The 18,433-nt window shown below is 60.4% G+C and carries 18 protein-coding genes and 1 riboswitch; of the genes, 10 read left to right on the top strand and 8 right to left on the bottom strand.

Annotated features, from left to right (window positions below):
- Positions 1 to 64: 64 nt before the first annotated feature.
- The 6 genes from RY113_RS01600 to RY113_RS01575 all read right to left on the bottom strand — a co-directional run bounded on the left by RY113_RS01600 (position 65) and on the right by RY113_RS01575 (position 6,093).
- Positions 65 to 1,123 (bottom strand): hemolysin family protein, encoded by a 1,059-nt coding sequence (locus RY113_RS01600; RefSeq protein WP_110106599.1) that lies wholly within the window; start codon positions 1,121 to 1,123, stop codon positions 65 to 67.
- A complete protein-coding gene (locus RY113_RS01595) occupies positions 1,120 to 2,487 on the bottom strand; it encodes a hemolysin family protein (protein WP_315913075.1) in 1,368 nt (455 codons plus the stop codon). The genes RY113_RS01600 and RY113_RS01595 overlap by 4 nt, the downstream gene beginning before the upstream one ends.
- 303 nt (positions 2,488 to 2,790) lie before the next feature.
- A complete protein-coding gene (locus tag RY113_RS01590) occupies positions 2,791 to 3,351 on the bottom strand; it encodes a flavin reductase family protein (RefSeq protein WP_211315129.1) in 561 nt (186 codons plus the stop codon).
- 126 nt (positions 3,352 to 3,477) lie between these two features.
- Complete coding sequence (gene soxR / locus RY113_RS01585; RefSeq protein ID WP_315913074.1) at positions 3,478 to 3,954, bottom strand: redox-sensitive transcriptional activator SoxR; 477 nt, start codon at positions 3,952 to 3,954, stop codon at positions 3,478 to 3,480.
- 1 nt (position 3,955) lies between these two features.
- Positions 3,956 to 4,522 (bottom strand): gluconokinase, encoded by a 567-nt coding sequence (locus tag RY113_RS01580; RefSeq protein ID WP_315913073.1) that lies wholly within the window; start codon positions 4,520 to 4,522, stop codon positions 3,956 to 3,958.
- Positions 4,523 to 4,593: 71 nt separating this feature from the next.
- On the bottom strand, positions 4,594 to 6,093 hold the full coding sequence (locus RY113_RS01575) for a GuaB1 family IMP dehydrogenase-related protein (protein WP_110106595.1): 1,500 nt from the start codon (positions 6,091 to 6,093) through the stop codon (positions 4,594 to 4,596).
- Between the two features lie 377 nt (positions 6,094 to 6,470).
- Between RY113_RS01575 and RY113_RS01570 the strand changes: the two genes are divergently transcribed.
- From RY113_RS01570 to RY113_RS01550, 6 genes are all read left to right on the top strand, one after another.
- The gene (locus RY113_RS01570; protein WP_315913072.1) at positions 6,471 to 10,298 is read left to right on the top strand and encodes a multifunctional oxoglutarate decarboxylase/oxoglutarate dehydrogenase thiamine pyrophosphate-binding subunit/dihydrolipoyllysine-residue succinyltransferase subunit; all 3,828 of its coding nucleotides are present in this window, start codon (positions 6,471 to 6,473) and stop codon (positions 10,296 to 10,298) included.
- Between the two features lie 68 nt (positions 10,299 to 10,366).
- Positions 10,367 to 10,984 carry a GDSL-type esterase/lipase family protein gene (locus RY113_RS01565; RefSeq protein WP_110106593.1) on the top strand — a complete coding sequence of 206 codons (618 nt, stop codon included), beginning with the start codon at positions 10,367 to 10,369 and terminating at the stop codon, positions 10,982 to 10,984.
- Positions 10,985 to 11,406: 422 nt separating this feature from the next.
- On the top strand, positions 11,407 to 11,607 hold the full coding sequence (locus RY113_RS01560) for a hypothetical protein (RefSeq protein ID WP_315913071.1): 201 nt from the start codon (positions 11,407 to 11,409) through the stop codon (positions 11,605 to 11,607).
- 88 nt (positions 11,608 to 11,695) lie between these two features.
- Positions 11,696 to 11,770, top strand: a complete 75-nt coding sequence (locus RY113_RS18465; RefSeq protein ID WP_373366723.1) for a 50S ribosomal protein bL37 — start codon at positions 11,696 to 11,698, stop codon at positions 11,768 to 11,770.
- Between the two features lie 170 nt (positions 11,771 to 11,940).
- A complete protein-coding gene (locus RY113_RS01555) occupies positions 11,941 to 12,408 on the top strand; it encodes a hypothetical protein (protein WP_315913070.1) in 468 nt (155 codons plus the stop codon).
- Positions 12,409 to 12,414: 6 nt separating this feature from the next.
- Complete coding sequence (locus RY113_RS01550) at positions 12,415 to 12,924, top strand: group III truncated hemoglobin (RefSeq protein WP_211315128.1); 510 nt, start codon at positions 12,415 to 12,417, stop codon at positions 12,922 to 12,924.
- A 26-nt stretch (positions 12,925 to 12,950) separates the two neighbouring features.
- On the opposite strand, the gene rsrA is transcribed toward RY113_RS01550, so the two are convergent.
- On the bottom strand, positions 12,951 to 13,211 hold the full coding sequence (gene rsrA, locus RY113_RS01545) for a mycothiol system anti-sigma-R factor (protein WP_110106725.1): 261 nt from the start codon (positions 13,209 to 13,211) through the stop codon (positions 12,951 to 12,953).
- Between the two features lie 2 nt (positions 13,212 to 13,213).
- A complete protein-coding gene (locus tag RY113_RS01540; protein ID WP_396334194.1) occupies positions 13,214 to 13,903 on the bottom strand; it encodes a sigma-70 family RNA polymerase sigma factor in 690 nt (229 codons plus the stop codon).
- Positions 13,904 to 14,181: 278 nt separating this feature from the next.
- Between RY113_RS01540 and RY113_RS01535 the strand changes: the two genes are divergently transcribed.
- From RY113_RS01535 to hisN, 4 genes are all read left to right on the top strand, one after another.
- Complete coding sequence (locus tag RY113_RS01535) at positions 14,182 to 14,697, top strand: DoxX family protein (RefSeq protein WP_110106724.1); 516 nt, start codon at positions 14,182 to 14,184, stop codon at positions 14,695 to 14,697.
- Between the two features lie 6 nt (positions 14,698 to 14,703).
- A complete protein-coding gene (aroA, locus tag RY113_RS01530) occupies positions 14,704 to 16,053 on the top strand; it encodes a 3-phosphoshikimate 1-carboxyvinyltransferase (RefSeq protein WP_315913067.1) in 1,350 nt (449 codons plus the stop codon).
- A 3-nt stretch (positions 16,054 to 16,056) separates the two neighbouring features.
- Positions 16,057 to 17,175, top strand: coding sequence for a ribosome small subunit-dependent GTPase A (rsgA, locus tag RY113_RS01525; protein ID WP_315913066.1), 1,119 nt, complete (start codon positions 16,057 to 16,059; stop codon positions 17,173 to 17,175).
- A 138-nt stretch (positions 17,176 to 17,313) separates the two neighbouring features.
- Positions 17,314 to 18,129, top strand: a complete 816-nt coding sequence (gene hisN, locus RY113_RS01520) for a histidinol-phosphatase (RefSeq protein ID WP_110106587.1) — start codon at positions 17,314 to 17,316, stop codon at positions 18,127 to 18,129.
- Between the two features lie 161 nt (positions 18,130 to 18,290).
- Positions 18,291 to 18,404, top strand: a riboswitch (SAM riboswitch).
- The last annotated feature ends 29 nt before the right edge of the window (positions 18,405 to 18,433 follow it).

Below are 18,433 nucleotides of genomic sequence, written 5' to 3'. Positions count from 1 at the left end.
ACGGGATGCTAATGAGAATTGTTACCAATAAGACCAGCATAGCCCATATTAGGAACCGTTCGCATCAAGCTTTTCGTCGCTCGTGGATGTGCGTCTGAGTAGCGTCGCGGATCTCGCCTACCAACTGCTCAATAACATCCTCCAAAAACAGCACGCCCATGGTCTGTTCATGGGCATCGATAACCCTGGCCATGTGTGAGCCGGTGCGCTGCATGGTAGCCATAACATCCTCAATTTCCTCGGTGGCCGCCAGATTCACCATGGAACGCACACGTGCTTCACCGATGGGCATCTGGTAGCGCTCCAAGGGAATCCGCAGCACGTCCTTCAGGTGCAAATAGCCGATCAGCACGCCCGCCTCATCAGCAAAAACGAAGCGTGAGAAGCCTGTTTTACCCACGGCACGTTCAAAGTCCGCGGGGGTGACATTTGCTGGCAACGTGACCAGATCCGCCAAGGGCACCATGATGCTCTGGGCCGTCTGGGACGAGAATTCCAGGGCACCGGTGATCAGACCCGTCTGGTCAACCACCAGCCCACTGCGGGTGGATTCCTCCACGATCGATTGCACTTCTTCCAGCGTGAAGGTAGAGGACACCTCATCCTGGGGTGTGATCCCGAACAACCGCACAATATGGTTGGCAGTCCAGTTCAGCGCCACAATCAGGGGCCGCACCACTTTAGTGACAAGTACCAGCGGCGGTGCCAGCAGCAAGGCCGCCTTATCCGCTGCGGAAACGCTCATGTTCTTCGGCACCATTTCACCGAACGTCACGTGCAGGAAGGTCACAAGCGCCAAGGTAACGATGAAGGCCACCGGTGATGCCACATTGTCCTGGATACCCAGGGCATGCAGTGGTGCGGCCAGCAGGTGATGGATGGCAGGTTCGGAGACGTTCAAGATCAGCAGCGAACACACCGTGATGCCAAGCTGCGAACATGCCAGCATCAGCGAGACGTTTTCCATGGCGCCCAAGGTGATCTTGGCACGCTTGGAACCTGCGTCCGCCAGAGGTTCAATCTGGCTGCGGCGCGCAGTCATGACGGCAAACTCGGCGGCAACAAAAAAGGCGTTACCCAGGAGCAGCACCACCAACCAGGCAATTCCGGCAATGGGGCTCATGCTCGCTCACCGCGTTCCTTTGAGGCTGCACCTTCGGTGGCACCGGGGCCACCTTTGGCGCCGTCGGGACTTGGTGCCGGAAGGAACCGGATCCGGTCAATACGGCGTTGTTCTATCCGATCAACCACCAGAGTCCCTCCCTCCACAGTGACGCTGTCACCGGGGACGGCGATGCGGCCCAGCTCTGCCATCATGAAGCCGCCCACAGTTTCGTAGCCTGACTCGTCTGGAACATTGAGCGGGCCAATGCGCTCAGTGACCTCGTCGGGGCGCATGAGTCCAGGAAAAAGCCAGGTCCCGTCAGCACCGAGCAAAATGCCCGGCTTGATGCGGTCATGCTCGTCGGAAACTTCCCCAACAATTTCCTCCACCAGATCTTCTAGTGTGGTCACGCCGGCAGTGCCACCATATTCATCTTGTACCACGGCCATTTGCAGGTTTCCCTCGCGGAGTTCAAGAATCAAGGCGTCCAGGTGAACAGTTTCCGGCACCCGCAGAACATCAGTCATGATGGCGCCAACTTGGAGCGATTCACGTTTGTGGGAGGGCACGGCAACAGCCTTTTTCAGGTGTACCACGCCCACAATGTTATCTGGCGATTCAGAGATGACAGGGAATCGGGAGAAGCCTGTGCGCCGGGCGGCGTCAATGATCTCCGCCACGGACTGGGTACTTTCAATCGTCTGAACTTGCATGCGCGGTGTCATGACGTCTGCGGCGGTGCGCTCGGAAAAGCTCAGGGTGCGGGCCACAAACGTTGCCGTTCCCTTGTTCAAGGTGCCCATGGCTGCGGAACGGCGCACCAGTGAGGCCAACTCCGACGGCGATCGGGCGCCGGAAATCTCTTCCTTGGCTTCCATGCCGAACACGTTCAGCACCTTGTTGGAGAAGCCGTTCAGGACAATGATGGCGGGCTTGAAAACGGCGGTAAACACCAGTTGCGGCCGGGCCACCAGCTTGCCGATTTCAAGCGACTTGGCAATGGCCATGTTCTTGGGAACCAGTTCGCCAATCAGCATTGACAGGAGCGTGGCGATCAGCATGGCCAGGGCCAACGCTATGCCAGAAACAGCCAGTTCGGGGATGCCCAGCACGCCTAGCGGTCCCTGGAGCAAGGCTCCCAGTGACGGTTCCATCAGGAATCCCGTCAACAAAGTAGTCAAGGTGATACCCAGCTGGCAGCTGGAAAGTTGCGTAGATAGAGACTTCAAACAGCGCAGCAGCGGAACTGCTGCCTTGTCCCCATTGTTCACGGCCCGTTGCACGGTGGATTGGTCCAGCGCAACGAGGGAAAATTCAACGGCAACAAAGAATCCTGTGCCAAGGATTAACAGCAGGCCTGCTGCAAGTAGTAACCATTCCATTTACAGCACCCCCCTAGATGTGACGGACAGCCATGCTGTCCGTTGAGGGGGGTTGACCGCCGGCGGAGGGTGGTCGGCGCTGGGGCCGGCCACTGCGGGGGTGAGGGAACTGTGGTCATGTGTACGGGTTTTGCCGGCATGAGCAACGTGAATACAAGTGGCACCTTCAGTGCCCTGTAAGCCGTTGCGCCGGCCCCTAGATTTACTTTCCATTGGACGTTCAGTCTACCCCAGTGCACACCGGGACTGCTGAGACTTCGGTGTCGAACAGGTGAACAAAAGCCGTGAGTTTGCCGTGAATCTCTAGTGGGGCAAGATTGTGTGTTCGCCCAAGGCATGGAAGTTACGGCCGTGGTAAACCATGGGCACATGGTCTCCATGCGCCGCACCATCTTCGGAGGTGATGATCTCTTGAACGTGCGCCGCCAGCAATAAGGAGCCGCCGGCCGGGGTACGGCTGATGATCTTGCAGCGCAGCGCGTAGCCACCGTGCAACAGCAGCGGCTCACCTGTCTCCAGCCGGGTCCAGGCCATTGTTCCAGCGAATCGCTCAGCTCCGGAGTTTGCGAAGGTCTTGGCCAACTCCAGATCTCCGGCAGTGAGCAGATGCACCACAACAGAGTCGGCCACGGCGATCGCCGCCGCCGAACCGCTCGAGGCAGCCAATGAGAAGGCCAAAAGCGGCGGGTCTGCGGAAACTGAAGCCACCGACGACGCCGTAATGCCCACTGGCCCCGTCACAGAATCGGCTGTGATGATGGAAACGCCGGCAGGGTGCCCGCCGAAGGCTGCCTTGAAGCCCGCCGTCATGGTTTCTTGCGTTAACGGTGCACCGAGCTGAACGTGATGGGCCTGCACAGTCATAACAAAATTCCTCTCACCGCGTCTTGCCCTCTGGGCCAAGATCCTCAAGTGACTCTAGAACCTCAACCTTAGTTGAGGTCAAGCCGGAGCGCCATGAGGCCCCTCACACCGCTGGACACCGTTGTATTATTCATCCCGATCGATGCCGTCGAACGCCCGCGCCCCTGGCCCCAAATCGGCTACCTGATCATCAGGGTTGACGAAGCCGCATTCTGCCAGCGAAAGGCAACCGCAGCCAATGCAGCCACCCAAACTGCCCCGCAGTTTTTGCAGAGCGGCGATGCGGGCGTCCAATTCACTCTGCCAGTGCTCGGACAGGCGCTGCCAATCCTGCTGGGTGGGGACGCCGTGATCAGGGAGTTCGGCAAAGACCCCGCGCACCAGGGACAGCGGAATGCCTGCACGCTGGGCTGCCCGGATGACAGCCACACGGCGCAGCACTGAGCGGGGGTAGCGGCGCTGGTTCCCGGAGGTTCGGGAACTGAAAATAAGCCCCTGCCGCTCATAAAAGTGCAGTGCTGAAACGCTGACGTCACCACGTTGGGCAACTTGGCCCACGCTCAACTGTTCCTGCGCGCGGAGGCTTGCTCCGGCGTCGGACATGTTATTGCCCGTGCCCTTGGCGAATGCCGCTCACGGCGCGGTCCAGAATTTCGCTCATGCTCCCACCCACATCAACCACGACGGCGGACTCGTCGGCTTCCAGCGGTTCCAGGGCTTCCAGCTGGGAGGCGAGCAACTTCGGCGGCATGAAGTGCCCGGAGCGGCCCTCAAGCCTTGCACTAAGCACCTCAAGCGTGCCATCGAGGTGCAAGAAAATGGTGTCGGGCGCCTGTTCCCGGATGGCGTCTCTGTAGCGCCGCTTCAGCGCCGAGCAGGCCACCACAATTCCGCTGGCCGTGGTGGCCGCCAATTCGTGGCCCACCAGGTACAACCAGGGCCAGCGGTCATCGTCATCAAGCGGGGTGCCGCCGGCCATCTTGCGGACATTTCCCAGCGGATGCAGCGAATCGGCGTCCACGAAGGGGACATTCAGGGCGTCCGCAACGAGCGTGCCGATGGTGGACTTACCGGCCCCGGAAACACCCATGACCACAATCCGGGTGGCAGACTTTCGGGTAGCAGGCACTCGGCTGGTGGGTGAAGGTGAAGCATCTTCAGGGGTAGTCATAGCTTCTTGTATACCAAACCTTGGGCCAGAAACCCCGGATGAGCCCACCGGAGCCCAGGTGAGCTGCTCCCCTACCAGCTTTGCTGTAGTGGCCGGCCCTCCTCATAACCAGCCGCGGACTGCACCCCAACAATGGCCCGCTGCCGGAATTCGGCTAGGGAGGACGCACCCGTATAACTAAATGAGCTGCGCAGCCCTGCCGTGATCATGTCCAAGAGATCTTCCACTCCCGGCCGAGCCGGATCCAGATACATCTTGGAAGTAGAGATTCCTTCCTCGAACAATCCCTTGCGGGCGCGTTCAAAAGCGGCGTCCCCCGAGGAACGGTTCGCCACGGCCCGGGCCGAGGCCATGCCAAAACTTTCCTTGAACTGGCGCCCAGTGGCGTCCAGGTGCAGATCCCCCGGGCTCTCATACGTGCCGGCGAACCAAGAGCCAATCATGACCTGGCTGGCACCGGCAGCCAAAGCCAAGGCAACATCACGCGGGTACCTCACACCGCCGTCGGCCCACACGTGGGCACCCAGCTCTGCGGCTGCCGCGGAACATTCCAAAACGGCAGAGAACTGGGGCCGGCCCACAGCCGTCATCATGCGTGTGGTGCACATGGCACCCGGACCAACCCCTACCTTGATGATGTCCGCGCCGGCCTCCACCAAATCGTGCACACCCGCAGCGCTGACCACGTTGCCCGCCACCACCGGAACGGATGGGCCCAGCAGGCGCACACCGCGCAGTGCGGCCAGCATCTTTTCCTGGTGACCATGGGCCGTGTCCACCACCAAGGCGTCCACACCATGGTCCAAAAGAGCCGCGGCCTTCCCGGCCACATCACCGTTGATCCCCACGGCCACACCCAACCGCAAGTGGCCCGAATCATCTTGAGCCGGCCGGTAAATGGTGGAACGCAGCGCCCCTAAACGGGTCAAAACTCCCACAACCTCCCCAGCCCGCAGGACAGGGGCGTAGTCGGCCCCCGCGGAATCAAGGACTGCGAAGGCTGACCGTAGGGCCGCATCCGTCTGCGCCTTCGCGGCAGCAAAATCCAGTTCACCGGCGTCGGCCTGCGTGCGAATCTCGTCAAAGGGTGCGGACTCCAGCGTCAAAACATTTGAGCGCATAACTGAGGCTAGGGAGGCGAATCTATCTGCCCCCTCACAATCGGCACCGCGCACCACACCCATAAAGTCATGACCGTCAACCACCACCACGGCGTTGTGGGAGCGCTTGCCCATGAGGTGCAGGGCGTCAATCACAATGTCACTTGATCTCATCAGCAGAGGTGTTTCAAAAAGCGAATCACGCTGTTTCACCCAGCTGGTGACGGAACGCAGAACATCCAACGGAATGTCCTGGGGCAGGATTGCCATGCCGCCGCGCCGGGCCACGGTTTCAGCCATCCGTTTCCCGGAGACTGCCGTCATATTGGCCACGATCAGTGGAATGGTGGTGCCGGTGCCATCGCCGCTGGACAAGTCCACATCCAGCCGTGATGAGACTGTGGAGCGCGAGGGAACCAAGAAAACATCTGAATAGGTCAGGTCCGTGGTGGGTTGGGTCAGAAAACGCATCTTTCTCCCTCTTTCACGCGTGCCGGTGGTATATGCCCGGGCGGATAGCCGAAGAGCTGCTAGGCAGCGTACGCACAGCGCCCGGCAGCCGCCTCTGAGCTTGGCAGCATCCGCCTCCGAGTCTAGCCACCATGTGAGGCGCCTCACCGCCAGAACGTGCATGTTTTTACGAAGCACCCGGGCGCGCCGCGGCATAGATTGGCCTACAGGCCGTGAATCTTACTAGACTTGCTCGAGGAAGGGATTTCTCGGATCCTGACCATTTACGAATAGGCTTCGCACGTTTGCGCCGTCAACATCCGCCAGATTCGGGTGCTGTCGCCATGCGTATGACTGCACAGCGGGCAACAAGAACTCATGGAAGAGGCGTAATACACGTGCCAGAGCAATCCATCCACCGTCTACCAGAAGAATTTGGCGGCAACGAGTGGCTCGTCGATGAACTGTATGAGCGCTACAAGGGCAACAAGAACTCAGTAGACACCAAGTGGTGGCCACTCTTTGAGGGTTTCGCTGCTGATGATGCGGCCGGCAATGGCCGCCATACTGCCAGCAATTCCGCCCCCATCACCGCCCAGATTCCAGTTGTAGCTGCCCCTGTTGCTGCTGCACCTGCCGCCCCTGCGCCTGCTGCCCCTGCGGCAGACACCCCTGCTGCAAGCACGACGCCGGCTCCCGCCGCCGTTGTTCCGGCAGCTCCCGCCGTGGCCCCCAAGGCGCCGGCTGCCCCGCGTCCGCCGGCTCCGGCCAAGGATGCAGCACGCACGGGAACCACCCCCATCCCGGCCCAGCTGCCCAAGTCCGCCAAGGACGTGTCCGTTCCGTCTGAAGCAGTCAAGACTGTGTTGCGTGGACCGGCCAAGGCCATTGCAGCCAACATGGTCATGAGCCTTGAAGTTCCCACGGCTACCAGCGTGCGCGCCATCCCGGCGAAGTTGCTGATCGATAACCGTGTTGTCATCAATTCCAACCTGGCCCGCGCCCGCGGCGGCAAGGTTTCCTTCACCCACTTGATCGGCTACGCCGTCATCAAGGCGCTGGGCCAATTCCCCTCGATGAACGTCTACTACGACGAAATCGATGGCAAGCCCGTAGCAGTGCAGCCTCCGCACGTGAACTTCGGTATTGCCATTGACATGCCCAAGCCGGATGGCACCCGCCTTCTCATGGTGCCGAACATCAAGAAGGCTGAGACGCTTAACTTCGCCGAGTTCTGGCGTACCTATGAGGACCTCATCAAGCGTGCCCGTGCTGGCAAGCTGACAGCTGATGACCACTCCGGAACCACCGTTTCACTCACCAACCCCGGTGGGATCGGCACCGTGCACTCGGTGCCGCGCCTGTCCAAGGGCCAGGCGGCCATCATCGGCGTCGGCGCTCTCGATTACCCGGCCGAGTACCAGGGTGCCAGCCCCAAGATCATCGCTCGCAACGCCGTATCGAAAATTTTGACGCTGACCAGCACGTATGACCACCGCGTCATCCAGGGTGCCGGTTCGGGCGAATTCTTGAAGAAGGTGCACCAGCTGCTGCTCGGTGCCGAGAACTTCTATGATGAAATCTTCGAATCCCTGCGCATCCCGTACGAGCCTGTGCGCTGGAGTGTTGACCTGCAGGTGGATCCGGCCGACCAGATCAACAAGGTCGCCCGCATCCAGCAGCTCATCCACTCATACCGTGTTCGCGGCCACCTCATGGCCGACACCGACCCGCTGGAATACGTCCAGCGCACGCACCCGGACCTTGATGTGCTGACCTACGGCCTCACCCTCTGGGATCTGGACCGCGAATGGCCCACTGGCGGTTTTGGCGGCAAGTCCAAACTACTGCTGCGTGACATCTTGGGCGTCCTCCGTGACGCTTACTGCCGCACCACTGGCGTGGAATACATGCACATCCAGGAACCTGAACAGCGCGAATGGTTCCAGAACGAGCTGGAGCACCCGTACTCCAAGCCGAGCCGCGAAGAGCAGCTACGCATTGTCTCCAAGCTGAACTCCGCCGAAGCGTTTGAGACGTTCCTGCAGACAAAGTTCGTTGGCCAGAAGCGCTTCTCCCTGGAGGGTGGCGAATCCCTGATTCCGCTGCTTGACTCCATCATTTCCGATGCCGCTGATGACGGTATGGATGAAGTTGCCATTGGCATGGCCCACCGCGGCCGCCTAAACGTGCTCACCAACATTGCCGGCAAGACCTATGCCCAGGTCTTTCGCGAATTTGAGGGCACCCAGGATTCGCGCAGCGTCCAGGGCTCCGGTGACGTCAAGTACCACTTGGGCACGGAAGGAACCTTCACTTCCGACGCCGGCAACGAAACCAAGGTTTACCTGGCTGCAAACCCCTCCCACTTGGAAGCTGTTGACGGCGTCCTGGAAGGAATTGTCCGCGCCAAGCAGGACCGTCTGGACCAGGGCGAGAACTTCCCCGTGCTACCCATCATGGTGCACGGCGACGCCGCCTTCGCGGGTCAGGGTGTTGTTGCTGAAACCCTGAACCTGTCCCAGCTGCGCGGCTACCGCACCGGCGGTACCATCCATATTGTTGTCAACAACCAGGTTGGCTTCACCACGGCCCCGTCTTCATCGCGCTCCTCGGTGTACTCCACCGATGTGGCCAAGATGATCCAGGCACCTGTCTTCCATGTCAATGGAGACGATCCCGAAGCCGTGGTCCGTGCCGCACAGCTGGCCTACCAGTTCCAGCAGCGTTTCCGCAAGGACGTTGTGATTGACCTGGTTTGCTACCGCCGCCGCGGGCACAATGAGGGCGATGACCCCTCGATGACGCAGCCACTCATGTACAACCTGATCGAAGCCAAACGTTCAGTGCGCCGCTTGTACACGGAAGCGCTGATTGGCCGTGGCGACATCACCGAAGAGGAAGCCACGCAGCTGCTGCGCGACTACCAGGAACGCCTCGAGCGCGTCTTCGCTGAAACGCATGCTGCTCAGACATCCCCGATCCCCATCATCACCAAGGATTCGCAGGCCATTTCGGATCTGGAGCGTCCCACCGCCCAGCAGGCTGACTCCGGTGTCAACGATCCTCAGATCACGGCCATCAGCGCAGACATGCTGGCCCGGATCGGCTCCATCCACACACAGATCCCGGAAGGTTTTGAGATTCACCAGAAGCTCAAGCCGCTCCTGGCTAAGCGTGAGGCAATGTCCCGTGAAGGCGGCATTGACTGGGGCTTTGGTGAACTCAGCGCCTTTGGCTCACTGCTCATGGAAGGCGTCCCTGTCCGCATGGCTGGTCAGGACTCACGCCGAGGCACCTTCGTACAGCGCCACGCAGTGTTCCACGACCGCGCCAATGGCAAGGTCTGGACCCCGTTGCGTGACCTCAGCGAGGATCAGGCACAACTGTGGATCTATGACTCACTCCTGAGTGAATACGCTGCCATGGCCTTTGAATACGGCTACTCTGTAGAGCGCCCAGATGCCTTGGTTGTCTGGGAAGCCCAGTTTGGTGACTTCGTCAACGGCGCCCAGACGGTCATTGATGAATTCATCTCCTCTGCTGAGCAGAAGTGGGGCCAGCGTTCCTCACTGGTACTGATGCTCCCGCACGGCTATGAAGGTCAGGGACCGGACCACTCTTCAGCTCGCATTGAGCGCTTCATGCAGATGTGTGCTGAAGAGAACATGATCGTGGCCAACCCCACCACGCCGGCCTCGCACTTCCACTTGCTGCGTCGCCAGGCGTACCTGCGCCCGCGCAAGCCGCTGATCATCTTCACCCCGAAGCAGCTGTTGCGCCTGAAGGCTGCCGCTTCCCCCGTTGAGGACTTCACCACGGGCGGTTTCCGTCCCGTGATTGGTGAGCATGCAGCGGTGGACAACAACGCCGTGGATCGCGTCATTATGGTCTCGGGCCGCTTGTACTACGATCTGATTGCAGCACGTGAGAAGGCCGCCGACACTAAGGTTGCCATCATCCGTGTTGAGCAGCTTTACCCGCTCCCGCTGGAGGAGATCAAGGCCGAACTGGCCAAGTACCCCAATGCCGATCTGGTCTGGGCACAGGACGAGCCTGCCAACCAGGGTCCTTGGCCGTTCATGGGCCTGAACTTGGCACCGGAGTTGGCGAAGAAACTGAACCGGGTTTCCCGCCCTGCCTCTGCAGCCACAGCTACGGGGTCCGCCAAGACCCACGCGGTGGAGCAAACATTGCTCATCAAGCAGGCTTTCGAGCGTAGTTAGCCCATCCAAGATGCCCGGTCTGCACTATCAGGCCGGGCATCTTTTGTTTAGACTTTCGGATTTTTTACATGAAGGAAAGGGGAGCCGTGGAGAAGCGGGACCTGCGAATTGTAGCTGTCGGGGATGAATTGGTGGCAGGTGTGGGCGATCCCCGCGCGCTGGGCTGGTTGGGCCGGGTTCTGGCAAGGACCCCCTCCGACGATGTTTCCATAGAGCCTTTTGTTTTGGCCTGCCCGCGGGAAGGCACCGAGGCTTTAGCGGGGCGTTGGCTCAACGAGGCCGGGCGCCGCTTTGATGACTTCCATGAGAACCGTCTGGTCATTGGGCTTTCCGGCCGTGACATTGAATATGGGCTATCCACTGCCCGCAGCCGGCTGAACCTGGCGAACATCCTCGACGGCGCCACCCAGCTGAACATCCCCGTGTTCGTGGTGGGGCCACCGCCGTCACTGGATCCTGCCCTGAACCGCAAGCTGGCGGAGTTGAATACGGCCTTTGCTGATGTCACCACCCGCCGCAAGCACCACTACGTTGATACGTTCACGCCGTTGCAAAATCATGAGCAGTGGCGCAACGACGTAGCCGCCAACGCAGGGGCGCCCGGCCAGGCCGGGTACGGTCTTATGGCTTGGTTGGTGTTGCACCGCGGCTGGTACCAGTGGCTTGATCTTCCCGAAGCCAACTAGGCGCGTACCGAATCATCCGGGGCTTGGCGGCCTCGAAGCACACTAAAAAGTACAGGCACGCACTGACGGTTTTCCTTCAGTGCGTGCCTGTCATCTGGGACGAAGTTGCCCTGCGTGAGCACTCACTATTTCCGCCGCTCAAGCCGCCGGCGGCGCACTAGGTGAGCCCTGCGCCAATGTTGAATAGATCTTTGCCCGCGGCTCGGTTCAAACTGTGGGCGCTCCGAGCAAACAAGCCGCACTTTTTGCAAAGAGCCTCTAGGACCGTCTCTCCGGGCCAGCGAGCGTAAATTTCTATGAGTTGGGCAGCGAGGCGGTTGCCGGTCCTCAATACCCGGCCGTTGCCGCTACCGCGGAAGTTCCCCAGCGCATTGTGGCAGCATTCTGGGGTGTGACGGTCACCGGCGCTTTTGCAAGCATTTATGCGGGCTCGCCCGCCGCAACTACACCCACGGCCAGTCACCCATACTGGCACAGCACCTGCCGGTGGGGTTGAACAGGACCTGGCCCACACCGGTGTGAGCACTGTTTCCTGGTGGCTCGCTGGCGACGCAGCAGCCATGATGCTGGGAGCAGGCACCTCGCCCTTTTACCCGCCGTCGTCACTGAGCAGCCACGCCTGAACCGCCGGTTAGGCGCGGATGTGTCACCTATGAGAAACTTGATTCGGATCGGTTTTGAAGATCTTTTTTCAGATGATTGGAGGCAGCTATGTCGAAGCGTTCACGTAAGCGTCGGGATCGTAAGAGTGGCGGCGCAAACCACGGTAAGCGTCCCAACACGTAAGTCTTGACGTAATAAGTAAAAGCCCGTCCCGCCAACCGGCAGGACGGGCTTTTTCATGCCGCGCCCCAACCCTGTGTGAGCTACGCACTAGCCCATTAATCACGGAAAATACTGTTCTAAAGATAGGCTGGAAATAACGGCCTCTTGCCGCCCTCTAAGGAAGTTGGGAAATGCTCGCGCTGGTTGTCCTGGTCATGGTTCCGTTTGTTTGGTTTGGCATGATCTTCGCCATCTCATTCATAGAAACGCCGCTGAAGTTCAAGGCCCCGGGTATGACTCACGCTTTGGGAGTTGGCATTGGCAGGCTCGTCTTCAAGGTGCTGAACTTGGTGGAGGCGCTCTTGGCAGTAGCCATGGTGGGCGCATGGACGCAAAGACAGGACCTGGTAACTTTGCCTATCGGCATTATATTGGCACTGCCCCTTATTGCCTTGGCCCTACAGGCCCTGGTTCTGCGCCCTGCAATGTCCGCGCGGACCAAGGCGCTCTCGGACACGGCCCTGACCCACTCGGGCGGTACCGCGGTGAAGGCCAAAGTCGCCACCATCACGCACATCACCTACATTGCCTCGGAACTTCTCAAGGCCATTGCCCTTCCTCTAGCCGGCGTTCTGCTGCTTCTTGCCGTGGCGGCTTAGGCACCCATGAAACGCACGGCACGCAACTCCGGCAGAACGGCGTCGAACGTGGCAGCCTACAACCCCTCCAGCACGGAAAAATGCGCGGCGGAGCTCCCCGATATCACCACGCGGGAGGACATCTTGATGCTGGTGGAGAGCTTTTATACCAAGGCGTTCGCGGATGCTTCGATCGGGTACATCTTCACCGATGTGGTGCACATGGACCTGCCGCGGCACCTGCCCATCATGGCTGACTTTTGGCAGACAGTGTTGTTCAAGGCCGGGTTGTACAACAGGAATGCCTTGGAGATCCACTTCCATATCCACGCTAAAGAACCGCTGAGCCTGGAGCATTTCAACCGTTGGCTGCAGTTATGGACCGCCACTGTGGACGAGCTCTTTGCTGGCAAGAAAGCCGAAATGGCGAAGGTGCAGGCACATCTGATCGCAGGTTCGCTGCACCGGCGCGTGACGGGCCGGCCGGCCAGTCAGTACAGCACCATCTCCCTGCGTCCTCCGACGCCTGCTGACTAGACGGCTGTCAGCTAAACGGCTGCCCGCTAAACGGCGGCGGGCTTACCTGCATGGAGGCGGGCCAGGATGGCTGCCTTGAGGGTTTCCGGAGCGGCTTCCTTGCAGGAGCGCTTCACCACGGAACGGATGACGCACTCCAGATCGTACTCCTGCGAACAGTCGGTGCAGGCGTCAAGGTGATTTTTGATCTCGGTGAGGTCCTCGCAGGACAGCGCGCCGTCAAGGTATTCGTAGATCCTTGCGATGCGTTCGTCGTCGCAATCGCCCAGGCTTTGGCAGTCGCCCATGGTCATTTCTCCGTCTCAGTTAGTTGCTTGGCGTCCTTGAGGTAACCGCGTTCCACGGCGTAGTCAGCCAACATATCTCGCAATAGTTTTCTTCCCCTGTGTAGCCGTGACATCACGGTGCCAATGGGGGTGTTCATGATCTCTGAGATTTCCTTGTAGGCAAATCCCTCCACATCGGCAAAGTACACGGCCAACCGGAATTCCTCCGGAATGGCTTGCAGTGCGTTCTTCACGTCCGAATCTGGCAGGTGGTCCAGGGCGTCTGCTTCGGCGGAACGCAAACCCGCGGACGTATGCGATTCCGCCCGTGCCAGCTGCCAGTCCTCCACGGAATCAGCATTGGATTGCAGCGGCTCACGCTGACGCTTGCGGTACAAGTTGATATAGGTGTTGGTCAGGATCCGGTACAGCCAAGCCTTCAGGTTTGTGCCCGGCTTATATTGGTGGAACGCTGAAAACGCCTTGGTGTAGGCCTCCTGCACCAAATCCTCGGCGTCTGCAGGATTTCGCGCCATGCGCATGGCCGCCGAATATAGCTGGTCAACGTACACCATGGCATCGCGTTCAAAACGGGCGCGCCTTGCTTCAATGGACTCATTGGCAACATCAACACCCGCAACGTCCGTGATAGCCACAGTGGGCGTGCTCACAGTTTCGTTGCTGGTGGTTTGCTCAGGCTCGGAAGTGTTCATCACTGATGAGTCTATGCTCAGACGCAGCATCCCGTCCGTTGCTGCACGCGCCACAGGGCTAAGAGTCTGCATAGCCGCCTTTCCTTCACACGTTTCTTCCGCCTACCCGGCGCTCTCTGGAACCATCTCTAATCATTCAAACTGGGTAACGGCGCGGGATATTCCGCAATGAGCGCATGAGCACTAACACTCGTGGGAGACTTGTACACAGCATGAGCCTTCCGCGGGCTGGCACAGGCCGCCCACGGATGGCTGACAGCACCACTAAGGAGGCCTCCTTGTCCATTATCCGAGCAATCGCCCGCCCTATGCTCGCGTCGTCGTTTATCTTTTCCGGCTTAGACCGGTTGCGCCACGCAGAGACGACAGCCAAGCAACTCTCACCTGTTTTGGGCCCGCTCAGTGCGGCCCTGCCCCTTGACGTCAGTGAGAAAACTCTCGCCCGGGCACTTGCCGCAGCCCAGGTGGGTGCCGGCGTCCTGCTGGCCGCTGGCAAATTTTCCCGGCCCGCCGCCGTCGTGCTGGCCCTGACGGCGGGGCTGTCCACTGTGGTTGAGTACCGCAATGCGAACACAGACACCAAGGAAAACCGTGCCCACCGGCGCAATCAGCTCTCAAGCAACATTGCCTTGATTGGCGGCGCTCTGCTGGCAAGTATGGATACCGAGGGGCGTCCGGGTCTTGCTTGGCGCACCGAGAAACTGCTTGCGAGCGGCAAAAAGAATGCCAAAACCCAGTTGAAGAATGCGGATAAGCAAGTCCGCGCGCTCGCTCACGATGTGACAGGACAGTAAGAACCCATGACCACCGCCCATTGGCCCGCACCTTTTTCCGCACTGCCTCTGGATGCCACTGTAAGAATTCCGGCTTCCAAATCGCTGACCAACAGGTATCTTGTTCTCGCAGCCATCGCCGAGGGTGAATCCCGTCTGCGCGCACCGCTGCAATCGCGCGATTCGGACCTCATGATCGGCGCGCTGCGTGCCTTGGGTGCCGGCATCTTGGAAGTTCCCGGTAACGGTGATGTCCCGGATCTGGTGGTCACCCCCATTCCTGCCGGTTTTTCTGCTCCCGATTCCGGGATTCTGGTGGACTGCGGCCTGGCGGGCACTGTCATGCGTTTTGTCCCTCCGCTGGCCGCACTGGTTTCCGGTGCTGTGAGGTTCAGCGGCGATCCCGCGGCGTTGGTGCGTCCCATGGCTCCGATTGTGGTGGCACTGGAGGGGCTCGGTGTGCGGGTTGACGATGGTGAGGATGGTTTCTTGCCGTTCACTGTTCACGGCACCGGCGCTGTGCACGGCGGCCATGTGCAAGTTGATGCGGGCGGTTCCTCACAGTTCATTTCGGCAATTCTGCTGGTTGCTTCCCGTTTTTCCCAGGGTCTGCACCTTGAGCACATTGGCGAGTCCGTCCCCAGCGTGGACCACATTTCCATGACTGTGGAAATCCTGCGGTCCTTGGGCGTTTCTGTGGATGATTCCACCCCTAATCACTGGTTCGTCAAGCCTGCCAGCATTGCCGGTTTTGACGTGGAACTTGAACAGGACCTCTCCAACGCCGGCCCCTTCCTGGCGGCTGCGCTGGCTACTCGCGGCACCGTCCGCATCCCCAACTGGCCCGCCAACACCACCCAGGTGGGTGATAAGTGGCGTGAAATCCTGCCCCAGTTCGGTGCCACGGTGACACTCGAAAACGGTGTCTTGACAGTTACGGGCGGGGCGCAAATTCGCGGTGTGGACATTTCTGACACATCAGAGCTGGCCCCATCCACGGCAGCCATCTGCGCGTTGGCGTCAACGCCATCGCGCCTTCGCGGGATCTCACACCTGCGTGGGCATGAGACGGACCGGCTGGCCGCCCTGGTTGCCGAGATCAACGCCTTGGGCGGGGATGCTGTGGAAACCGAGGACGGCCTGATCATTACCCCGGCACCGCTGCGCGCCGGCGTCTTCCACAGTTACCACGATCACCGGATGGCCACGGCTGGCGCCATCATCGGCTTGGCCGTGCCCGGCGTCGAGGTTGAAAACATTGGCACTACGGCCAAAACTATGCCTGGTTTCCCTGCCATGTGGGCGGATATGGTGGCCCAAACCGCCGAACCGTCCGCTGGCACCGGTAGCACCGCGGCGGTTGAAGCCGGGGTTTAGGGTATGGCACGGGATTACAGCAACTGGGACGAATCCGATGTCCGCGTCCGAGCCAATAAGAAGGGCAGCCGTCCGCGCACCAAGGACCGGCCCGCCCATGAAGATGCCGTCATTGGCCGGATTATCACGGTGGATCGGGGCCGGTACACGGCCATTGTGGATGAGGACCTGCCCAGCCAACGTGTCCTGATCGCGGCCCGTGCCAGGGAACTGCGGCGCAATCCCGTGGTGGCCGGGGACTTTGTCTCTCTCGTGGGAGATACCACCGGCAAGCCTGACACCTTGTCCAGGCTTGTCCGGATCGAGGAACGCCGCACGCTGCTGCGCCGCAGTGCCGATGACACCGATCCTGTGGAGCGGGTGGTGGTGGCCAACGCAGACCAGCTGGTCATTGTGGTGGCCGCGGCAAATCCGGAACCGCGCACTGGCTTCATCGACCGGGCCCTGGTGGCCGCTTATGACTCCGGAATTGCGCCGTTGCTGCTGATCACCAAAACAGACATCAAGGACCCTTCAGAGTTGCTGGCCAACTACGAGCACCTGGACATGACGGTCATCATCAGCCGCACTGCCGCGGACGGCGTCTTTGGCATCGACGCACGCAGCGACGACGGCCACTCCGCGCTCCTGTCCGGTGGCGCCGTGGAACAATTGCACGGATATCTCGATGGGAAGGTCAGCGTCCTGGTGGGGCACTCAGGCGTTGGCAAGTCCACCATGGTTAACGCCTTGACAGGTTCGCAGCGGGCCACAGGCGGCGTCAATGCCGTCACAGGCCGCGGCCGTCACACCTCTTCCTCGGCGTTGGCGCTGAAATTGCAAGATGCAGTGCCCGGTTCTTGGATCATTGACACCCCCGGCATCCGCTCCTTTGGTCTGGCCCATGTGGACCCCGACCGCATTATTGCCGCCTTCCCGGATCTGCAACCGGGCACGGAGGATTGTGAGCGCGGCTGCAAACATGACAGCGCCGCCGTCAATTGCTGTGTGGATACCTACGTTGCCGCCGGGCACGCGGGCGCATCGGGGCCGGCACGGCTTGCCTCGCTGCGGCGCCTGCTGGGCACCAGCGACCGTACCGAAGGCCGTGCCGCAGAAAAGGAACTTGGCAGCACGGACTAGCGCGGCCCTGGTGCCGCGCACGGTTGACCCGTCAGTGGTGCTCCACTTCAAGAGTGGCGCACCGTTGGCGGACAAATGGTGCGCAGGCCCAGCGGCGTCCTGACGGGTGTTGGGCCTAAACCGCGATAGCGTGAACCCATGACCTTCGCACCCCAGACGTACAACGACGATCTCCGCCTGGCCCATGTCCTTGCTGACAGTGTTGACTCCCTGACCATGTCCCGTTTCAAGGCCTTGGATTTGGCCGTCGAGACCAAGCCGGATCTGAGCCCTGTCACCGACGCCGACAAGGCCGCAGAAGAGTCCATCCGCAGCCAGCTCTCCCGGGTCCGCCCCCGCGACGCAGTCCTGGGTGAGGAGTTCGGCAGCAGTGGCCACGGTTCGCGGCGCTGGGTTATCGATCCCATTGACGGGACCAAGAACTTTGTCCGTGGTGTGCCGGTCTGGGCCACCCTGATCTCTCTAATTGACGACGGCGTCCCCGTAGTCGGCCTTGTTAGTGCCCCTGCGCTGGGCAAGCGTTGGTGGGCGGCCCAAGGAACGGGCGCATACATGGGCAAGTCACTCGCCGCCGCCACCCGCATCCGAGTCTCTAATGTGGCCGAGCTCAAAGATGCTTCACTCTCATACTCTTCGCTCACGGGCTGGGCCGAACGTGGCAACCGTGATGAGTTCATCTCCCTGACCGACGATGTCTGGCGCACCCGGGCCTATGGCGATTTCTGGTCGTATTGCATGGTGGCTGAGGGCAGTGTTGACATTGCCTGTGAGCCGGAATTGAACCTCTATGACATGGCTGCACTGGTCCCCATTGTGCAGGAAGCCGGCGGCCGTTTCACCTCGCTCGAGGGAGCCGACGGCCCCTTCGGCGGCAACGCCCTGGCCACCAATTCCATCCTCCACACGGAAGTTTTACAACGCCTGAACCCCAATTGGGATGACTTGTTGGGCTGACCCGTTGGACGCACAAAATAATAAAGTACAAGTGAGTTAAGAACGACGGCGGCCTCCCGCCGTCGTTCTTTGTTTCACCATCCGCGGCACTCACCCAGGGTGTACGAAATGAAACGTAATAGATGCACCGGCAGAAATCTTGGGCTACTCTTTTGGGCATAGGTCACGAGTGCCAGCGCTAAACCCCGGTTTGCTGGCCGGCAACCCTCCTTTCGCGGTGGGGTGCCCCGGGTGACGACCTGGCCAAACCTGTTCGGTTCTGGCAAGCGCGGACTTCTTGGCACCCCCAAAAGGTCCTTTGGTG

It is taken from the genome of Arthrobacter sp. lap29 (assembly GCF_032458965.1).
Classification (GTDB): domain Bacteria; phylum Actinomycetota; class Actinomycetes; order Actinomycetales; family Micrococcaceae; genus Specibacter; species Specibacter psychrochitiniphilus.
This window is presented reverse-complemented; position numbering and strand designations above follow the sequence as displayed.

Bases quoted from the DNA above. Each gene is read 5' to 3' on its own strand.
- RY113_RS01565 (WP_110106593.1), top strand. From the start codon at position 10,367: ATGAAGGAAAGGGGAGCCGTGGAGAAGCGGGACCTGCGAATTGTAGCT.
- RY113_RS01550 (WP_211315128.1), top strand. From the start codon at position 12,415: ATGAAACGCACGGCACGCAACTCCGGCAGAACGGCGTCGAACGTGGCA.
- aroA (WP_315913067.1), top strand. From the start codon at position 14,704: ATGACCACCGCCCATTGGCCCGCACCTTTTTCCGCACTGCCTCTGGAT.
- rsrA (WP_110106725.1), bottom strand. From the start codon at position 13,211: ATGGGCGACTGCCAAAGCCTGGGCGATTGCGACGACGAACGCATCGCA.
- hisN (WP_110106587.1), top strand. From the start codon at position 17,314: ATGACCTTCGCACCCCAGACGTACAACGACGATCTCCGCCTGGCCCAT.
- RY113_RS01595 (WP_315913075.1), bottom strand. From the start codon at position 2,487: ATGGAATGGTTACTACTTGCAGCAGGCCTGCTGTTAATCCTTGGCACA.
- RY113_RS01575 (WP_110106595.1), bottom strand. From the start codon at position 6,093: ATGCGTTTTCTGACCCAACCCACCACGGACCTGACCTATTCAGATGTT.
- soxR (WP_315913074.1), bottom strand. From the start codon at position 3,954: ATGTCCGACGCCGGAGCAAGCCTCCGCGCGCAGGAACAGTTGAGCGTG.
- RY113_RS01600 (WP_110106599.1), bottom strand. From the start codon at position 1,123: ATGAGCCCCATTGCCGGAATTGCCTGGTTGGTGGTGCTGCTCCTGGGT.
- rsgA (WP_315913066.1), top strand. From the start codon at position 16,057: ATGGCACGGGATTACAGCAACTGGGACGAATCCGATGTCCGCGTCCGA.
- RY113_RS01540 (WP_396334194.1), bottom strand. From the start codon at position 13,903: ATGAACACTTCCGAGCCTGAGCAAACCACCAGCAACGAAACTGTGAGC.
- RY113_RS01560 (WP_315913071.1), top strand. From the start codon at position 11,407: ATGCGGGCTCGCCCGCCGCAACTACACCCACGGCCAGTCACCCATACT.
- RY113_RS01555 (WP_315913070.1), top strand. From the start codon at position 11,941: ATGCTCGCGCTGGTTGTCCTGGTCATGGTTCCGTTTGTTTGGTTTGGC.
- RY113_RS01590 (WP_211315129.1), bottom strand. From the start codon at position 3,351: ATGACTGTGCAGGCCCATCACGTTCAGCTCGGTGCACCGTTAACGCAA.
- RY113_RS01580 (WP_315913073.1), bottom strand. From the start codon at position 4,522: ATGACTACCCCTGAAGATGCTTCACCTTCACCCACCAGCCGAGTGCCT.